The 18,857-nt window shown below is 42.9% G+C and carries 13 protein-coding genes, 1 pseudogene and 1 riboswitch; of the genes and pseudogenes, 8 read left to right on the forward strand and 6 right to left on the reverse strand.

The features are described 5' to 3' along the window. The first annotated feature begins 532 nt into the window (after positions 1-532). Positions 533-2,074 carry a sodium:alanine symporter family protein gene (locus tag AB4133_RS14825; protein WP_017059723.1) on the forward strand — a complete coding sequence of 514 codons (1,542 nt, stop codon included), beginning with the start codon at positions 533-535 and terminating at the stop codon, positions 2,072-2,074. Between the two features lie 143 nt (positions 2,075-2,217). On the opposite strand, the gene AB4133_RS14830 is transcribed toward AB4133_RS14825, so the two are convergent. Together AB4133_RS14830 and AB4133_RS14835 are read right to left on the reverse strand one after the other, a co-directional pair. Continuing rightward, positions 2,218-2,445: a hypothetical protein gene (locus AB4133_RS14830; protein WP_065584878.1), complete on the reverse strand. Its 228-nt coding sequence runs from the start codon at positions 2,443-2,445 to the stop codon at positions 2,218-2,220. A 322-nt stretch (positions 2,446-2,767) separates the two neighbouring features. After that, positions 2,768-3,502 carry a chromosome segregation ATPase gene (locus AB4133_RS14835; RefSeq protein ID WP_017059725.1) on the reverse strand — a complete coding sequence of 245 codons (735 nt, stop codon included), beginning with the start codon at positions 3,500-3,502 and terminating at the stop codon, positions 2,768-2,770. 609 nt (positions 3,503-4,111) lie between these two features. Continuing rightward, positions 4,112-4,231, forward strand: a riboswitch (glycine riboswitch). Between the two features lie 128 nt (positions 4,232-4,359). On the opposite strand from AB4133_RS14835, the gene AB4133_RS14840 reads away from it, so the two are divergent. The 4 genes from AB4133_RS14840 to AB4133_RS14855 all read left to right on the forward strand — a co-directional run bounded on the left by AB4133_RS14840 (position 4,360) and on the right by AB4133_RS14855 (position 9,421). Then, entirely contained in the window at positions 4,360-5,730 is a 1,371-nt protein-coding gene (locus AB4133_RS14840) for a sodium:alanine symporter family protein (RefSeq protein ID WP_017059726.1), read from the forward strand. A 384-nt stretch (positions 5,731-6,114) separates the two neighbouring features. Continuing rightward, a complete protein-coding gene (locus tag AB4133_RS14845; RefSeq protein ID WP_017066273.1) occupies positions 6,115-6,927 on the forward strand; it encodes a winged helix-turn-helix domain-containing protein in 813 nt (270 codons plus the stop codon). Continuing rightward, a complete protein-coding gene (locus AB4133_RS14850; RefSeq protein WP_017059728.1) occupies positions 6,924-7,385 on the forward strand; it encodes a hypothetical protein in 462 nt (153 codons plus the stop codon). The genes AB4133_RS14845 and AB4133_RS14850 overlap by 4 nt, the downstream gene beginning before the upstream one ends. Positions 7,386-7,945: 560 nt before the next feature. Next, positions 7,946-9,421, forward strand: a complete 1,476-nt coding sequence (locus AB4133_RS14855) for an aerolysin family beta-barrel pore-forming toxin (protein ID WP_017058960.1) — start codon at positions 7,946-7,948, stop codon at positions 9,419-9,421. Positions 9,422-9,527: 106 nt separating this feature from the next. Here AB4133_RS14855 and AB4133_RS14860 read toward each other — a convergent pair whose 3' ends face one another. Then, the gene (locus AB4133_RS14860) at positions 9,528-10,163 is read right to left on the reverse strand and encodes a LysE family translocator (RefSeq protein ID WP_017058961.1); all 636 of its coding nucleotides are present in this window, start codon (positions 10,161-10,163) and stop codon (positions 9,528-9,530) included. Positions 10,164-10,459: 296 nt separating this feature from the next. Here AB4133_RS14860 and AB4133_RS14865 point away from each other — a divergent pair, with 296 nt between their 5' ends. Together AB4133_RS14865 and AB4133_RS14870 are read left to right on the forward strand one after the other, a co-directional pair. Further along, positions 10,460-11,932 (forward strand): carboxypeptidase M32, encoded by a 1,473-nt coding sequence (locus tag AB4133_RS14865; RefSeq protein ID WP_372224895.1) that lies wholly within the window; start codon positions 10,460-10,462, stop codon positions 11,930-11,932. Between the two features lie 364 nt (positions 11,933-12,296). After that, a pseudogene (locus AB4133_RS14870) lies at positions 12,297-12,566 on the forward strand (carboxypeptidase M32); the annotation flags it as partial. A gap of 261 nt (positions 12,567-12,827) precedes the next feature. Here AB4133_RS14870 and AB4133_RS14875 read toward each other — a convergent pair. Together AB4133_RS14875 and AB4133_RS14880 are read right to left on the reverse strand one after the other, a co-directional pair. Further along, complete coding sequence (locus AB4133_RS14875) at positions 12,828-13,991, reverse strand: dipeptidase (RefSeq protein ID WP_017029485.1); 1,164 nt, start codon at positions 13,989-13,991, stop codon at positions 12,828-12,830. Positions 13,992-14,352: 361 nt separating this feature from the next. After that, positions 14,353-15,906 (reverse strand): amidohydrolase family protein, encoded by a 1,554-nt coding sequence (locus AB4133_RS14880; protein ID WP_017062426.1) that lies wholly within the window; start codon positions 15,904-15,906, stop codon positions 14,353-14,355. Positions 15,907-16,188: 282 nt separating this feature from the next. On the opposite strand from AB4133_RS14880, the gene AB4133_RS14885 reads away from it, so the two are divergent. Beyond that, positions 16,189-17,031: a hypothetical protein gene (locus AB4133_RS14885; RefSeq protein ID WP_372224896.1), complete on the forward strand. Its 843-nt coding sequence runs from the start codon at positions 16,189-16,191 to the stop codon at positions 17,029-17,031. A 634-nt stretch (positions 17,032-17,665) separates the two neighbouring features. Here AB4133_RS14885 and manA read toward each other — a convergent pair. Further along, positions 17,666-18,856, reverse strand: coding sequence for a mannose-6-phosphate isomerase, class I (gene manA, locus AB4133_RS14890; protein WP_102321457.1), 1,191 nt, complete (start codon positions 18,854-18,856; stop codon positions 17,666-17,668). Position 18,857 lies beyond the last annotated feature (1 nt).

Consider the following 18,857-nt stretch of genomic DNA (forward strand, 5'->3'; position numbering starts at 1 on the left):
TTTCCGCTAGAACATAAAAGCTCTGATAAAGGGCTTTTTTAATATCCTCAGATCCAAAGACACCTTCAGCCTTCGAATGTTTATACACCTCGAAAACATATCGAATACTCGAAATCCCCTACGCGCCCTCTATGTCCCTCCAGCCCATCACTCTGAATTCTCCTTCACCCGACTCTATAGCAGCTACTGCATATGCTTTTCTCAGCATAAAAAGCATCGACTTATTCCCAAATGATGACAAAACCCGAACAATTGTAAATTTATTGTAAAAATTTCTTTGTTGGCATTATTTTTATGTATAGGATTGCCAGTAGGACTTGGTAGTCCGAATACCATAGTCTTATTGGTGCACATACCAAAAGGATATCCATATAAAGCAAGATCAGTACTTATATTTATTTCGTTTTTCGACCTAGCTACAGCCGTTTATGTTGCCGTCGAATGAAGTAGATATACCGCTGAAATATACAAATCAAATAGAAAACAAACACAACAGCAACAAACATAATTTATTAAAAAGACAGGGACAACCATGAAAAACATACGTGAATTATTTTTTGGGTTTATATTATTGTTTAGTTCCAGTGCATTTGCAGAAGAAGGATCATTTAACCAAGCTATCAGCAACTTAAGTCAAAGTGTTGATGGTTTTTTCAACGAATACACAGGTTGGTTCGTTGGGCTGATATTTAAAAGTGTACCGATTGGTGAAGCTAACTTCCCAGTGATTGTTGGCTGGCTGTTGCTCGCTGCGATCATCTTCACTGTTTATTTTGGCTTTGTTCAATTTAAACGTGTCGGCATGGCGATAGACATTATCAAAGGTAAGTATACCGATCCTAACTCTAAAGAGGACGGCGAGGTTTCTCACTTTCAAGCGTTAACAACGGCGCTTTCTGGTACTGTCGGGCTTGGTAACATTGCCGGTGTAGGTGCTGCACTTGCGATTGGTGGTCCTGGCGCGACATTCTGGATGATCTTGTGTGGCCTTCTGGGTATGGCTTCTAAGTTCTGTGAGTGTACTTTAGGTGTGAAATACCGAACTATCCTACCTTCAGGTGTTGTTTCGGGCGGTCCAATGTACTACCTAAGCCAAGGCCTGGGTGAAAGAGGTTTAGGTGGACTAGGTAAAGTGCTCGCTATTGGTTTCGCATTAATGTGTATTTTAGGCGCATTGGGCGGCGGTAACATGTTCCAAGCTAACCAAGCACACGCCATGTTAACTTACGCATTTGATGTACCAAGTGAATACGGTGTGATCACTGGCCTTGTACTTGCCTCTTTAGTTTTCTCTGTGATTGTTGGTGGTATGCCTTCTATCGCATCGGTAACAGAAAAAGTTGTTCCTTGGATGGCTGCTCTGTATATCGGTATGGCTCTGATTGTCATCGGTTCTAACCTTGATCAAGTTGGCCCTGCGTTCAGCGCAATCTTTACAGGTGCATTTACTGGTGAAGGTGTTGTTGGTGGATTTATTGGTGCGCTAATTCAAGGCTTGAAACGTGCAACATTCTCGAACGAAGCAGGTGTAGGTTCAGCAGCTATCGCTCACTCAGCGGTTAAAACAAAAGAACCAATCACCGAAGGTCTAGTATCACTATTAGAACCGTTCGTTGATACGGTAATCATTTGTACAATGACCGCATTGGTTATCACTATCGCTGGTTTAAACGTAGGTCCATTCGATGGCTCTGGTTTAACGGGTGTAACGCTGACTGCTGCATCGTTTACTGAAACGGCAGAAGTATTCAAATACACACTCGCTCTCGCAGTAATCATGTTTGCGTTCTCGACGATGATTTCTTGGTCGTACTACGGTCTTAAAGCTTGGACTTACCTATTTGGTGAAGGCAAAACAACGGAGCTGATTTTCAAAGTGATGTTCTGTGTGTTTGTTGTTATTGGTGCCACGATTCAATTTGGTGCGGTAATCGACTTCTCTGATGCGGCTATCTTTGCGATGTCTATCTTCAACATTCTTGGTCTGTACTTCTTGATGCCAGTTGTGAAGAAAGAACTGCAATCGTTTGTTGCTCGTGTGAAATCAGGCGAAATCAAAACGTATGAGAAATAACGTTTAGTGGAATGAGGTTTTGCTCTAGTAGCTAACTGCATTCTAAGAAACGACACAGCTCTAAAAACGAAACTGTTCTAAAAATTTTTGTAAGACCCTTTGCTTGAGAAAGCGAGAACAGGACTGCAACTTATCCAAAATCCCTACCAGCTTGGCTTGTGGGGATTTTTTATGTCTGAACGATTAGGCGAATAACTACCTTCAATGCCCTGCTCACTCTTTTCACCCTTTTCACTCTGTTCATCATCGTGTTCAACATCGACACGACGAACCAACTCTTCTACTTTGATCATCTCTTTTTGCGCTAATGGCGAGCGACAATCATCGAAACAATAAGCTATGGTGCAGTTCTCACAAAGATACTCTGGCATCACTCCATCCCTTGTCGTCAAAGCAGCCAAATGCGAGCTAGCAATCGACTGCGTGTTCATCCTGAACAACACTATTATGCAGCGACTCTGAGCTGAAAATATGTATGCAAAGTCATTTAATAGACAACAAGTAACATATCATTGTGGATATACGTAACTATTCACAAATATCTAAGCAAACAATGAAAACACGCAAATAATCAATAATGAGAAAGCACCGGATCTATGCTCTCGACAAACGCAAAACGCCCACATCACGTGTGTGATGTGGGCGTTTCAATATTTAGTGCAAAACTAACGTTAGGTTGGTAAAGCCTTCGGCTTATAGACCCATCTCTTCAGTGAGAGTTTTGATCTGTTTGAGGTCCATGGTGTGGACTTCAATCATTTGTCTTATATCACTCAGTCGAGAGTTAGCGTTATCTTGCTTCTCACACGCGTCAGATTTCGCATCCCATGATGTGCCATCTAAGTAAACATCACACGCTTTCTTAAGAGAACCAAGATTCTGCTCGAGTTGATCTCTTTCTTTCTCAAGTTTTTCAAGTTCTTGAGAAATCTGTAATTCTTTTCGGAAAACTTCACGCGCACGCTCAAACAAAGTCGATTGCATGTCAGCCTGACGATTAAGTTTCTGGTTGTCTTGCTGAGTTTGCTCTAACGTTTGCTTCTGTTCATTTAGCTGTTGCTCTAACGAGTAGTTCGCCTTCTCTAAAACCGAAGACTGCTTCGCTAATTCCTGGAGCTCTTTTTGATGCTCTTCCGTTTGTTTCACTAGAGCGGCTTCTACTTTCGCATCGATTTCGGTATCAACTTTTGCCACTTTAGTTTCAACGGATGTCATCAACTGTGCTCTGCTGTCATGCAGTTCTTGATAACGAGTTTCGAGTACCTGATAAGTGGACTCCCACTTAGAAGCCGTAACTGTAGAACCAATTAAGCCACCCAGTGCTAAACCTATAACCGCAGCAATGCCGATATAGAGCTGACTGCGCTTATCGCGTTCTTCTATAACAACCACTTCATCTTGTTCGCTTTGTCCAGATTGCTGGTTCACTAGCGGGTACTCCCAAAAATTTATTTAACGTTACGCGGTCACTGACACGAATGCCAATACTGATTGTGAAGGCTCAGTTAAACCTATCGCTCAAGCCAGAAGCACTTAAGCTTTACTAACACATTCATCCCACCTGTTTACAGGCAGGCTTAACGAGTTAACTCCGAAATCATCAAGCTGGCAGTATACAAAAGGAAACTGCTAACGATAACTATCACTACCCATTTTTGCAGTTTTTCGTTTGTCCGGTAACGAAATAGTACAAATGCCAAAGCCAATAAAAAAACAATCGCTATTAGTCGAGTCATAACTCCTCCTTGTTTCTCTATTTTATACCATTTAAATAAGCAAGTTACGTCAGAGACTCGTTGTTTGATCATTTAGTTGAACAACATTTGTGCAAACAGATATTTTGTAGCTGACATCACATTTTATATGATCTAGGATACGCCTACAGATTACCTAATTATTTAGGTAATTGTTCCGATGAAGACTGCAGGAGAGTGGTTTTTAACTAAACATTAACATTTAGTTAGATTGACCCGCCGAAGAAGTAAATCTTTCAGGTGCTTTATGCTGGAGAAATCCAGAAAAGTGAGGACTGTCGTTGGAGGAACCTCTGGAGAGAACCGTTAGATCGGTCGCCGAAGGAGCAAGCTTAGTGCCCGTTACTTATCTATAAGTGATTCGCTAAGTGAAACTCTCAGGCAAAAGGACAGAGGAGTGGAAAGCAACAGCCTTAATTAACACAAGAATTCTATCTAGAAATCCGTATGTATTAAGTAGTGCGCCCGATCCCTGAGATCTGCACTGCCTTCCCTCTTCTCCTTAAATTTTTAATTTATTAAGGGGAATCTATGAACCACCTACAAGCTACACTACAAACCATCAACCAATTCGTTTGGGGACCACCACTGCTTATTCTGCTAGTGGGTACAGGTATCTACTTTACTTTTCGCTTAGGCTTACTCCAGTTTAGACACCTCCCAACTGCACTGAAAATGGTGTTCAGCAAAGACAAATCTGGTACGGGTGACGTATCGAGTTTCGCGGCTTTGTGTACTGCACTTTCAGCAACCATTGGTACAGGTAACATCGTTGGTGTAGCGACCGCAATCAAGATTGGTGGCCCTGGTGCCCTATTCTGGATGTGGCTTGCCGCTGTATTTGGTATGGCGACCAAGTACGCAGAATGTCTACTCGCCGTTAAATACCGCAGAACCGATAGCAATGGCGAAATGGTTGGCGGCCCAATGTACTACCTGCAATACGGTGTCGGCTCACGAATCTTAGCGGTAATGTTCGCTGTCTTCGCGCTCGGCGTTGCTTGCTTCGGTATCGGTACCTTCCCACAAGTCAACGCTATCTTGGACGCAACTCAAATCTCATTTGGCGCTTCGCGTGAGATGTCTGCTGTCGTTCTTACGATATTAGTGGCAGTGGTTACCCTTGGTGGTATCCAATCTATCGCTAAAGTGGCAGGGAAAGTTGTTCCTACTATGGCGGTTATGTACGTCGTCGCGTGTTTAAGCGTTCTGATTTCAAATGCCGACCAACTACTGAATGCCATTACCCTTGTTGTGACTTCTGCGTTTACCAACACAGCAGCAACCGGTGGTTTCTTTGGCGCGAGCATCATGCTTGCTATCCAATCAGGTATCGCTCGTGGTGTGTTCTCGAACGAATCTGGCCTAGGTAGCGCACCAATGGCTGCAGCAGCGGCTAAAACAGACTCATGTGTGAAACAAGGACTTGTCTCTATGACAGGTACCTTCTTCGACACCATCATCATCTGTACGATGACAGGTTTGGCGCTTATCTTAACGGGTGCTTGGCAGACTGATCTTTCAGGCGCTGCGATGACCACTCACGCATTCGCTGTTGGTCTGAATGCAGATACCCTTGGCCCTATGTTGGTTTCTGTTGGCTTAATCTTCTTTGCGTTTACAACAATTTTAGGTTGGAACTACTACGGTGAGCGCTGTGTTGTGTTCTTGCTAGGTACCAAAGCTGTATTGCCTTACAAGATCATCTTCATTGCGTTGGTGGCTTCTGGTGCATTCTTAAAGCTCGACATGATCTGGATAATGGCTGATATCGTGAACGGCCTAATGGCAATTCCGAACCTAATCGGGCTTATCTTGCTGCGCCACGTTGTTATCGAAGAAACCAAGCTATTCTTCAAACCGTTGACGTCTTCAAATGATTGTGAAGCAGTTAAAGCGTAAACTGAAGTGATTGAATACCAAGCCCGCATTCAACTGCGGGCTTTTTTATTTTCATCACATAGCGAAACGTCTTAAATTATTATGCAGCACATATGCCCTTATAAATAGCAAGAATATTAAATCGACCACTATGCGATTTAATAAAGAAGATAGAAGACTACTAAAAAGAACACTAATAAAACCAACACTTAATTAGATATTACTTATATTTAACAGATTGTGCGTAGGTGTCAGGCGTTTTGTAACAAACATATTAAATTTCTTTTCGTTTCAACGACACAAAAAACCAGAAGAATAAAACATGTGACTTTAATTCATATATTAGTCAGTTTATAGTCATCTACATTGTAGAGAGAATTATAATAAAAATAAAACGTTGGCTATATGATCAGATTCGACCCGATTAAAAACCGTATTTATAACGATGAACGTTCTATTAAAGTAGGATACCGTGAAACTCGGGTCCTGGAGTTATTACATAAAAACTCACCCGATATTGTTAACAAACAAGATATTATTAGCTTCGCTTGGGGAAACGAGTTCATAGGGGATACGTCACTAGCGAAAAGTATAAGTTTACTGCGCCAAGGGTTCGTTAGATTAGGCATCAAAGAAACCCCAATCGTCACCGTTCCTAAGGTGGGCTATCGCCTTATCGATGAGTGCGTGGTAATCGACTCCCCCATCAATAATGCAGCCACAACTCCCCTTGCTGATGCGAGCAACCTGATACCCGTCGGCAATAACGGTATTGCTATCGGTGCAGCTGTTGCAGTCGAACCTAAGCCTAACCCTAAACAAAGTTCGTCGGCTTACTTTCCCACTGCTGAAAACCGAAACAAGTTGTGCTACTTCACCACTGGCTGCTTACTGTTGGCATCAGCGTTATTGGCTTTTGCTAAGGTTAATGAGAGAAACCTCAGCGATATCAACCCCGTTAACCGGCTCAGCGAGCAATGGATAGGTCAAATACAAGTTTTCCAAGCCCCTGAAATGGCGATGACGCCAGAGCTAGAAAGCATTCTCTATCAGTATCAATGTGATTGCGTGGCGTACATTAGCGAAGAAGCGGAATATTCTGAGCTCTCTATTCTGAACAAAGCCACACGCCAGTCCGTCAACATCTTTTACACGCCAACCCAACTAGATCAAGCCAGTACCGAACTGGCCCTATTCCTAGAAAGAGGTCAATTATGATGCCAATCGTTGCGCTCATTTCTGCATTCGTTTTATTGGTTGGCATATGGAGTATCCCTTCGCCCCAACCAAAAGAAGAGCATCGCTACCAACATAGCGTGGTGGACCTGATAGTGAATGACAATGTATTACGTACCGACGGATTAACGAAAATAAGTAACAACAAGGTGCTGCACCTGATGTCCGTTCAAGACGACAACATGCCCGACCCACTTGTTCTGCGATTCAGAGGAACAGCCCGTCCTTCTCAATCACTTTTCTTTTCTATTTCTGGCACCATTGACTTAGTCTCTGTGCAAAAAATAAATAAAACAATGAATGACAGCCGATTGGCGCCTTACCTGTTAATCAACAATGACCCATTAACTGTAAAGATTGATATCTTAAGTTCGAATGATTTATTTGCCATCATTAAAACGTGTAATACAGGCCGAACGCAACTTCTGGCCAAACGATAATTAGAGATAGTTTAACCACTAGCAAAAAGTGCCCTATTATCAAGTAGCAAGCTTTTCCGATATTACACATAAAAAACGGATGGTTATTTTCATTATTTTATCAGTAATACAATTATTACAGTCTTCCTTACTTTAAGTGTTTGCATTTTAAAACCGATAGCAAAGCAAAATATTCAAGTTAGATTTTTACTCTTTGTCACTCACTACCTGCCCACCTTAAAACTACGAGTATTGTGAATGGTTATACCTGTTCTTCTAATTAACCATTCATACAAACGCCAAAAATAACGTCAAATAATTTTGACGTCTAAGCCCGAATAATGGGCCTTCATTTTTCTAAAAACGGTTTGAGCCCCATCAAACAATTTACGTTCAGTTGCATACTCTTTCACCGTAAAAACACTAATGACAATACAAGCCATTGAATTAACTGGGTAATTTAATTCAACCCTTTTCAGTATCTATCTATTTATCAACATGAAAAAGTGAACTTGTCTTGTTAACTGCACGGCACACAAAACATTATCAAAATAGAAAAATTACAAATGAGGGAATTGTTAATGATCACAGTAAACAGAAGTCTCTTAGCAACCGCAGTGTTGTCTGTTCTATCAACCGGTGTAAATGCGAAGATTTACCCAGACCAAATAGTGTTTGACCAACTTGGTGAAGATGTCTGTCGCTCTGGTTATCGTCCTATAGACCGTTATGAAGCAGAAGAGCAGAAGAGTACTTTGGTCGCTCGCATGGGCACTTGGCAGATCACCGGGTTAAAAGGAAACTGGGTAATCATGGGGCCGGGTTATCATGGCGAAATTAAGCAATCAAGCAGTGGGTCAACGTTCTGTTACCCAAACAACGACCAATCTGAAATCCCTAACTATTCCGCCAAATCGGTTCAGGAAGGCAGCGAAATCGATGTTCAGTATGAATTAGTGAACAACCGTAACGACTTTGTACGCCCATTAAGCTACTTAGCCCATAACCTAGGTTACGCTTGGGTTGGCGGTAATAACAGTCAGTACGTGGGCGAAGACATGACGATAAAGCGCTCTGGCAACAGTTGGGTAATACAAGGAAATAACAATGGCTCTTGTAGCGGCTATCGCTGTGATGAAAAAACCAAAATCACCGTCGACAATTTTGCCTACACCGTTAACGACGACAACTTTTGGCATGGTGATGTTGTCGAGTCGGATCGTGAACTAGTGAAAACGGTTTACGCGACGGCAAGAAACAACAGCAAGATCGCGCAACAAGTGGTGGTAGACCTAAAAGTAGACGAATCAACAAACTGGTCGAAAACGAACAGCTACGGATTCTCACAGAGCGTTCAAACAGAGAACACCTTCAAGTGGCCTTTGGTTGGCGAAACTAAGCTCACCGTTAAGTTCGAGGCTAACCAAAGCTTCGCTGAAACAAATGGCAACTCCACTAGCGAACAAGTAACACTTCAAGCTCGTCCTATGGTTCCTGCGAATTCGGAGCTACCGATTCGAGTTGAGCTGTATCGTTCAAGCATCTCTTACCCGTACCGATTCAACGCCGATATTAGCTACGATGTTGAATTCAACGGCTTCCTTCGTTGGGGTGGCAACGCGTGGCACTCTCATCCAGATAACCGCCCGTACAAGGCTCATACCTTCACCATGGGCCGTGGCAGCAGTGAATCTGCCGACATTCGCTACCAATGGGATCACCGTTACATCCCAGGTGAAACTAAATGGTGGGATTGGGGCTGGGCGATTAAAGAAGCTGGCTTATCAAGCATGCAATACGCGACTGGCGGAAGCTTACGCCCCTTCCACTCTTACGTGTCTGGAGATTTCTACGCTGAATCTCAATTTGCAGGTACTATCGAAATTGGACAAGCAACACCAATTACTAACAATCTACGCAGCAAAAGAAGTACTGATTCCGTCAACGAATCTACTGAGCGCATTGGCGACATCGAAGTTACCACCAACTTTAACGCCGATGAGTTGAGTGACTTAGGTTTCGAAGGTGCTGAGATGAACATTAGCGTCGTTGAATAACTGCGCTGTAGAATAAGATCGGTACAAAGATCTACCAGTAATAAAGCACAAAGCCCACGACACATCGTGGGCTTTCATATATTCATGTTCAACTGAAAACGGTGAACTACACAGGCTCTTCCATCAGAAGCTTAACACCCAGCCCAACCAGCACCATGCCCGTCACGCCTTCCATCCACTTCATAAAACTCGCGTTTTTGAGCAAATTTTTAGCCGAGTTAAGCGCGCCAGCCAAACCACATTGCCATACCATCGCAATCATAAAGTGTACCGAAGCCATCAACATAGATTGCAATAAAGGCGAACCTTCAGGGTTTACAAATTGAGGTAAAAAGGCCAGATAGAAAACTGCTGTTTTTGGGTTAAGAACGTTAGACAGAAAGCCTTCACGCAAAGAACGCTTTGCACTGTATGCCTGCTGAGCTTGTTCTCCGACCTTTAAACCGCCACCGTTTTTCATTAATGCTCGCAAACTGCTTAAGCCAAGCCAGATGAGGTAAACCGCACCTACCATCTTAACGGCTTGAAAGAGTTCAGCGGATTGGGCGAGGATTGCAGATATACCCACAGCAGAGAAAAACGCGTGTACATACAAGCCGCTACAAATACCAAAGCTCGTCATACAACCGTCAGCTAAGCCAGAGCGGCTAGTATTGCGAATCACCAAAGCCGTATCTAAGCCCGGCGTTAGCGTTAAAATAGTGATGGCAATTAGAAATGCCTCAAAGTTCAAAATATCCATATCATTGTCATTTTTGTTCAGCGATCTATCATCAATACCGTGTATCTGAACAATTCGCAAGCAACAATTGCCACCAGCTATACAACTCACTGATTTTGTGCACAATAGAACAGTTTGATTTGTTAAGAAATAGTAAATTCAAGGCATCGTACCGCCTCATGCTTTTCTCGCTATATCTTCGACTGCGAAGGTCGGCGTCATTAAAAAGCAAAGCCATAATCAAAGTACACGAGATGAACCTTAACGCTGACGCAGCCCTAAGGATCATTTAAAGAAACCAAATTAAGAGTAGTCAAATGAGCGCATTCAAAAAACTAGTCGAACACTCTCAAAAATGTTCACGCTTTCAACACCTAGCTTCTATTTGTGGTTGGGACCAAGCTTCAATGATGCCAGCAGGTGGTAACCAAGCTCGTAGTGAAGCGATGGCCGAGCTTTCTGTTCATATTCACGGCTTAATGACTCAACCACAGCTTGGCGATTGGATTGCAGACGCTGAAAATGAAGCGCTGAACACTGAGCAACAATCGTCACTTCGTGAAATTAAACGCCAATGGCAACAAGCTAACCTACTTCCAGAAAAGCTGGTTGAAGCGAAATCTCTAGCAGGTTCAAAGTGTGAACATGCATGGCGTAGCCAACGTGGTAACAACGACTGGGTTGGATTCGAAAAGAACTGGCGTGAAGTGGTTGAGCTATCTCGTGAAGAAGCTCAGATCCGCGCCGACGCAGCTAATTTAACGCCTTATGATGCGATGCTGGATATCTATGAACCGGGCACTAGCTCTGCTTCGCTTGATATCTTGTTTGCAGACGTTAAAACCTGGCTACCAAGCTTGATTGATGAAGTGATCGAAAAGCAATCGAGCGAGCAATTTAACGCACCATCTGGCATCTATTCGACCGAGAAACAGAAAGCTCTTGGTTTAGAAGTCATGAAGCTGCTTCAGTTCGATTTCGAACATGGCCGATTGGATGAAAGTGTTCACCCATTCTGTGGTGGCGTACCTTCAGACGTACGCATCACAACGCGCTATGACGAAGCAGAATTCGTTCAAAGCTTAATGGGTATTGTGCATGAAACAGGGCACGCGCGTTACGAACAGGGCTTACCAAAACACCTAGCAGGCCAACCAGCGGGCGAAGCTCGTTCTATGGGCATTCATGAATCTCAATCTTTATTCTTCGAGATGCAAGTCGGCCGCAGCGACCCGTTCATTGGACACTTAGCGAACTTGGCTGGTCAGCAATTCTCAGGCTCAGAATTTGAGAAAGAAAACTTCCAGAAGATCTACACGCGCGTGAAGAAAGACTTCATCCGTGTCGATGCTGATGAACTCACCTACCCTGCACACGTTATCCTGCGTTACGAGATTGAGCGTGACTTGATCAACGGCAAGATCAAACACACTGACGTGCCAGAGTTATGGAATACCAAGATGCAGTCTTACCTTGGTTTAAGCACTCAAGGCAACTTCACTAACGGCTGTATGCAAGACATCCACTGGACAGACGGCGCATTTGGTTACTTCCCATCGTACACATTAGGTGCGATGTACGCGGCGCAGTTCATGGCTTCAATGAAGAAAACGGTAGATATAAACTCTGTGATTGAAAGCGGTGACCTATCCCCTATCTTCACTTGGTTAGAATCAAACATTTGGAGCAAAGGCAGCCTGCTGACCACTGATGACTTGGTGAAAGGTGCAACGGGCGAAACCTTGAATGCGCAATACTTCAAAGACCATTTGAGAAGTCGTTATCTGTAGATAAAACGCCCAACTACATTGAAGGTTTCTACTTGCAAAGCTTGCTGTGTAAGTAGAACCAAGCTGAAAAAAGCATAGTACAAGTATTGTAAGTCAAAAGTCACAATTATGGCTGAAGGGTAGCTTTGGTTCTAACTAGAAAAGAGGCACTTCTGAGTTACGAAGTGCCATCTGTGAAGGTTCTGGACATTTCCGAGTTGCGTTTTATCTAATTTAGTAAGTCATGAATTAACAGAAGTAGGGCAACTCGCTTAGTCGAGTGTCGAGTGTCGAGTGTCGAGTGTCCAGTATCACTGGTGCAGATCAGTCGCCCCGTTAGCAAGAATTTGGACAGCCGCAACTACCTTAAAATGCAGGTCACATTCTCCACTGGACGGACGGCGCATTCGGTTACTTCCCACCTTACACATTAGGTGCGATGTACGCGGCTCAGTTCATGGCTTCAATGAAGAAAACAGTGGATGTGAACTCAGTGATTGAAAGCGGTGACCTATCCCCTATCTTCAATTGGTTAGAATCGAACATTTGGAGCAAAGGCAGCCTGCTTACTACTGATGATTTGGTGAAAGGTGCAACAGGTGAAACCTTGAATGCGCAATACTTCAAAGATCATTTGAGAAGTCGTTACCTTTAATGGAATAAATCGATAGAGGCTGATCAGTTTATTGATTCAGCCTTTTTAATCACATTTTCAAAACATACTTAGATTGATTTGAAGGTTTTATCCCTTCATCGAACTTAACAATCACGGAAGATTCTGGTACCTACTAGCACGAAATTGGACAATAACAAGTTAGGAGCAGTCATAAACTGCAGTCTCATTCGAAGCGATTAAAAAAGCACTTCTAAACGAGATGTTAGAAGTGCTAATTATTGAGTAAATTTAATAAACTTCTTATACCCAGACTTGATCAAATACTCGGTACATGTTGCCACCTAAGAACTTGCTGCAGTCTTCTTCTGAGTATCCATTTTCAAGCATGGTATCAATTAGAGCTGCAACAATTTGATATGGTGCTGGGGTAGGAAACCCTTTTGCTCCTACAGCGGCACTATAGCCACCATCAGGGAATACGTTCTGCCCCATTGGTGTTTGAATAATAGACGCTGTAAAATTGATGTTCGGGATATAGTCTGAACCGAAGCCAACGTGGTCTATACCGACTAAGTTGACCATATAATCAATATGTCGAAATAATTGTTCAGTCGTCAATATATCTGGGTTAGATGTATCCATAAAGGCAGCCACCATATTTATTGAGCAAACCCCACCGGTTGCCGCAACACCTTTAATCACAGCGTCAGAAAGGCTTCTCTGATAATCGGCAATGGCTTTCGCACCTGAATGCGAAGAAATGACAGGTTGGCTACTGCGTTCAATCGCATCTAAGGAGGTTCGTTCGCCAGTATGGCTTACATCAACAGGCATACCGTATCGGTTATAAGCGTCGACAAGTTTTTTTCCATATTCAGTTAGACCACGGTTCTCAATTTCGAAGCAGCCATCACCCACATCATTACGTTGATTATATGCCAATAAACAGTAACCATAGCCCATCTCACGCCATAGTCCTACGCGATCAACATCACCACCAAATATTTGAGTACCTTGGTGAGTGAAGTAAATACCCAATTTGTTTTGTTTTACCGCTTCATCAATATCTTTGGTAGTGCGGATCATCATATAGTCGTCTGGGCGTTCTTTCATTTTGCTCAGGTAGAACTGAGCGCCTTTCATAATGCCTTCAACCGAGGCATCTAACGAGTCTGCGGAAGGACATGCTGCTAGTACCTTGAATCCAGCGGCTTTGCACTTGTCCATTTCATCATGGAATTCTGGTGCTTCAGGTGAAGACCATTGAGAGGGCCAAAGACCGGAAAAAAGGCTGTCAATAGCCATAGAATCTCGAACAATTTTTTTTGCACGTTCAGATGCAGGATATTTGTGTGTTCGTTGAGGGATTTTTGAATAATCTTTTATTTCAAATTCTGGTAATTTTGGTGCACCTGACTTTGTCGCTTTATCATTACTTGGTTCGATTTCAGATTTGTTGTCCATATTTGAAATTTTCCTTAACAGTGTTAGCTTCTATAAAATATAAATATGTTGGAAGTTTGGAAGTTTGGAAGTTTGGAAGTTTGGAAGTAAAGATAGGTACGGATTTATATCAAACGGAGTGTTAAGCCCTTTGTACGCACCTTTTTATGCACCTTTTTATAAATAAACTACGCCCAATGACATGATAAAAACGTGATTTATGTCGAATATTTTTGGCAAATCTATCTAAATGTTACCTCAATTAGAAAATTCATTTAAAAGTATTATATGTGACACTTTAAGAAATTATCGAAGAGGTGAGATAAAAAAGCGATACCTGAGTATCGCTTTCTATAGTCTGATTTATCATTGATTAGGTGAATTAACGTCGAATGGCTTCGCCTGCTTTAACGTCTGTATCTAGTTGTGTGTTGTTGACAACGATTTTGCCGTTAACCAATAACCAATGTACGCCTACGGCTGGGTGGTTAGGATCTTGGTAGGTGCCCACATCAGCGATAGTTTCTGGGTCGAATACCACGATATCTGCGTCCATATTAGTTTGGATTCGTCCTTTATTTTTCATTTGAGGGACAAAATCTTCTATTAATTGAGCTGGCATCAGTGTCATTTTACGTAGTGCTTCCGTCATCGTTAACAAGCCGCGCTCACGAACATAGACTCTGAGTACTTTAGCAAAGGTGCCATTTGATCTAGGATGAGAGAATAGATCTTTTGGTAATGGCCACTCGTCACCTGCATAATTTTCAATGTGGCCGTCTTCGTCCATATGCATCCAGAACATTTCGTCAGATTCAATCAACACATTAGGATTTAGAATCGAAGCGTCTAATAGAGCAAGATCTTTAGGGTTTTGCTCGTCTAGGAAGTGCCAGACAATAAAGGTACCAGGTTTATTTTCTTGGTAGTCTTTCAACTGTTCTTCTGTCATACGTTCTTTACCTAGCTGAAAGTTTTCAGCGGTTGAACCCATACGTTCCCGCCAGCCTTCACCAGAAAACATGGCTGCGCCAACGACAGTACTTGCTGCGCCCCAAGGGTAAGCGCCCACAGTAACATTGATTCCTTGTTCTTGAGCCTTATTGACCATAGGTAAGATGGTTTCGATATCTTTTAATGAAGTACTGTTAATATGACAAAAGTGCATATGAGCGCCAGTGATAGCGGCATTGCCCACTAATTCTTTAACGGCTTCAAACGAGCTTTGTGGCTCGGCATTGCTGGCATAGCGAACGTGAGTATAGGTTGCTACGTCTCTTTCTGCGGCTAATTCAGCCAATGCATAATATTCTTTTTGACCATGGCCCGGTGCATAGCCAGCGTTAATCCCGATACCTAGGCCACCTTCATCAAGGCCTTGCTCAATCAGCTTGATGATTTTACTTTCTTGCTCAGGTGTTGCTATATCCATCTTCCAATCATTACGTGATTGAGCTTTTTGGAAATAGCCAACGGTCGCTTCGGGTTCCGTCTCACTAAATGTAGCAATACGAGCGTAAGTCCAACCAGCTGCTGCACCATAGTTTAATGGTAAGCCTTTTTCAGCTTGTCCTGCATACCAGTCACTGATAGGTAGAACACCAGATTCGAGTTCCAGCATAGTGGTAACGCCTTGCATCGCCTGCATTCTGTAGTCACCAATGTTTTGACCATGAGCGTGGACGTCGATGAATCCAGGGGCAACAACTTTACCTGTAGCGTCAATAGTTTTATCCCCAGAAATACTATCGGTCGTTATTGCTGTGATCTTATTATCTTTGATCCCGACATTAGCAACAGAATCGAAATTTGTTTCAGGGTCGATAACTCTGCCGTTCAAAATTACAACATCATAATTAGCGGCGATAACAAGTGGTGACATAAGGCCAAAGCCGACGATCGTAGCCTTTTTAATGAATGATTCTAGTGGTTTCATAATTTTATCCCGTGTGTGTGAGATGAACTATAAGTGTTACGTGTCAAAAATCTTAGACCAATAATTTCACGCTATCTACCTGATCCTCATCTTTGCTCATTGATAAGACAAATCTAACGTGACAAGAGAAAGTGACTCAAAAACAATCACTTTTACGCTCATCTCACCCACAGCTATTGACTTTGCCGCTCCAGAGCTGCCCTTCTCTATAAAGGCAACTTTGACAAAATAATCCTTCATAGCTAAACGTTTATGTACCAACGTTTTCGTCAGGGAAAAAAAATGCCAAACCTTAAATTACGAAGTTTAAGCGCGATATTCTTCTTTGCTGTCACTCTTCCCATCGTAGTGTTAGCCGACGAGGGGCAAGATGTAGAGGAGGTAGCTAAAGAGCTAGCCAACCCAAACACAACGCTTGGCTCGATGTCCTTTAACTTGGATTGGACGAACTATCAAGGCGACTTAAATTCAGCGAACAGTCAGAACGGGTATCGCTTGAGCTTTCAACCTGTTCTCCCTGTGCCAATTGCAGAGCGAACCAACTTATTTATCAGACCAAATATACCTTTAATATTTGACCAACCCTATTACAAGGGCGATAGATTTGAAAATTCAGATGCAGGTCTCGGTGATATCGGCTTTGATGTGGCCGTTGGTCATACCTTTGAGAGCGGCATGATTGTCGTGGGGGGGATAGTGGGTACACTGCCCACCGCAACAAGCGATGAACTGGGTAACGCTCAATTCTTACTCGGTCCAGAGTTTGCCTTAGCCTACGTACAAAGCTGGGGGGTTATCGGGGCGTTAATTACCCATCAATGGAACGCTGGCGGAAGCAATGACGCCGACGCGAGTATTACTGGTGGACAGTACTTCTATACCGCGAATCTAGACGATGGATGGCAAATTCAAGCGCAACCGACTTGGAGCTATAATCACGAAGCGAGCAGTGGAAATAAATTGTCATTCCCTATTGGTATTGGGTTCGCTAAGACGACTCTCATTGGTGGCAAACCCATCAAGTTTGGTCTTCAATACTGGAACTACATTGAAAGCCCTGACGCGTTTGGGATAGAGCATCAACTTCGACTGGTCATCACACCTGTTGTTGCTCTTCCTTGGTGATAACAGGTCGCAGGATAAAATTAGACATAAAAAAACCGCAGCGAACTGCTGCGGTCTTAAATTTGGCGGTGAGTGAGGAATCCGACTTATTTATTTAAGATGCTGATATATATCCATAAAAAAACTCGCAAAGAGAGCGGTAATACTTTTAACCAAGTGTCAAATTCATAAGTTACTGCATAAATTTTTAGGCTAAGGCAACTATACTTTATCCTAACATACTTAACCTGCTTACAACCGCCAGCTAGTAATTCAGTCTATTTCAACATAAGTATAATAGCTTCTTCAACGGCATCAGTTAGGTATTTCCAACGGTGCTGCAATAGCCATGCAGGCTAAGACCCCCGATACACGGTTACTCACTTTAATCCCTTTCCGCACAGAATCTCTGAGCCTTAAGAAGGTTCTGGGCATTTCTGAGTTACGAAATGGTGCGTGAGAAGTTTCTGGACAAAAGTGTGCTACGCGATTTGCTAATTTAGTGAGCAATGGATTAGTTTAAGTAAGTTAAATGAGATTTGTCTTAAAATAGACAAAAAGCACGTCGGGCAGCCAATTACTCAGTATTGTTTGCAGGAGCCGTTTAATTAGTAGTGTCTACTTTGGCCACATCAAGGTTCCAAGCATATGAAAATTAATTGAATGCTCGGGCTATCCTCCCATGCCCTTGATAATCGTATTTCACTGAGTTACTGCTAACGAATACTGATTCACCAGCTCTCAACACAACGTGATTATTTTGACTTGAAATTGCAACTTCACCTTCAATACAAAACAGTATTTCTGCGCTACGAACAAACTGTGCTTGGCTGGTAATCTCGACTGTCATTACTTCAAAGCAGAAGTCATCAACTGGGATCGGGTAGCTCACTTTATTACTCTCTTTATATATTGGTTTTAGCCGAATCTCCGCTGGTTCAATCGGTTCGAATGAGGTGTTATCTATTAACTCAGTTACATCAATGTGTTTTGGTGTGAGCCCTGCGCGCAAAACATTGTCTGAACTTGCCATTATCTCCAGACCAGTCCCCTGCACATATGCATGTGGGGTTTCGGCGTACAAAAACATTGCTTCGCCAGGTGCTAATTCAACAGTATTAAGCATTAGTGGAGAAAATAGGCCGATATCTCCAGGATAATGCCGCTTAAACTCAGCACTGTACTGCAGAGCCTCGCGCCCTATCATGGTTTTAGCCGGACGTCTGTGCGCCTCACCAAGTTCAGCCAGTGCCACCTTTTTACGTTCACCTTCAAGTGACATAATCGCAGCAAAGAACTCTTTTAGCGCTGCACTATCTGCGTGCTTTTCTAGCTCGGAAATTTCTTTCGCCAGACTTGGAATGTCGGCCTCTTTAAACAAAGTAATAATGTCTGCAATTGGGCGAAATCCATTCATCGCTTTATAAAAGGTTAAAGCGTAAACCAATTCAGGCTTATGGTTGGAATCTTTATAGTTTCTGTGCGCGGCATCTAGCGGAATCCCTCGTTGGTTTTCTCGCTCAAACCCTTGCTGCGCTTTATGTTTACTAGGGTGTACCTGAATAGAGAGTGGCATCTCTGCGGCAAGCACTTTGAATAAGAAAGGCAACTCCCCAAAACGTGCAGCGGTGTAGCCACCAAGAATATCTTGCTTGTTGTGCTCAATTACCTCAGCAAGAGGCTCTCCGGTACCATCGAGCCTAGAGCAGCCATTTGGGTGAGCACCCATCCAGATCTCTGCCTGTGGCTTGTGCTCTGGATTATTGATACCAAATAGGTTGTGAATGGAGTCTTTACTACCCCATGCATAGTTTTGGATGACGTTATCAAGCTTAAATAGAGACATA

It is taken from the genome of Vibrio sp. 10N.286.52.F8 (assembly GCF_041468745.1).
Lineage (GTDB): Bacteria > Pseudomonadota > Gammaproteobacteria > Enterobacterales > Vibrionaceae > Vibrio > Vibrio crassostreae_C.

Coding starts and splice junctions, on each gene's coding strand:
- AB4133_RS14825 (WP_017059723.1), top strand. CDS start 533: ATGAAAAACATACGTGAATTATTTTTTGGGTTTATATTATTGTTTAGT.
- AB4133_RS14830 (WP_065584878.1), bottom strand. CDS start 2,445: ATGCCAGAGTATCTTTGTGAGAACTGCACCATAGCTTATTGTTTCGAT.
- AB4133_RS14840 (WP_017059726.1), top strand. CDS start 4,360: ATGAACCACCTACAAGCTACACTACAAACCATCAACCAATTCGTTTGG.
- AB4133_RS14845 (WP_017066273.1), top strand. CDS start 6,115: ATGATCAGATTCGACCCGATTAAAAACCGTATTTATAACGATGAACGT.
- AB4133_RS14850 (WP_017059728.1), top strand. CDS start 6,924: ATGATGCCAATCGTTGCGCTCATTTCTGCATTCGTTTTATTGGTTGGC.
- AB4133_RS14855 (WP_017058960.1), top strand. CDS start 7,946: ATGATCACAGTAAACAGAAGTCTCTTAGCAACCGCAGTGTTGTCTGTT.
- AB4133_RS14860 (WP_017058961.1), bottom strand. CDS start 10,163: ATGGATATTTTGAACTTTGAGGCATTTCTAATTGCCATCACTATTTTA.
- AB4133_RS14865 (WP_372224895.1), top strand. CDS start 10,460: ATGAGCGCATTCAAAAAACTAGTCGAACACTCTCAAAAATGTTCACGC.
- AB4133_RS14875 (WP_017029485.1), bottom strand. CDS start 13,991: ATGGACAACAAATCTGAAATCGAACCAAGTAATGATAAAGCGACAAAG.
- AB4133_RS14880 (WP_017062426.1), bottom strand. CDS start 15,906: ATGAAACCACTAGAATCATTCATTAAAAAGGCTACGATCGTCGGCTTT.
- AB4133_RS14885 (WP_372224896.1), top strand. CDS start 16,189: ATGCCAAACCTTAAATTACGAAGTTTAAGCGCGATATTCTTCTTTGCT.
- manA (WP_102321457.1), bottom strand. CDS start 18,856: ATGTCTCTATTTAAGCTTGATAACGTCATCCAAAACTATGCATGGGGT.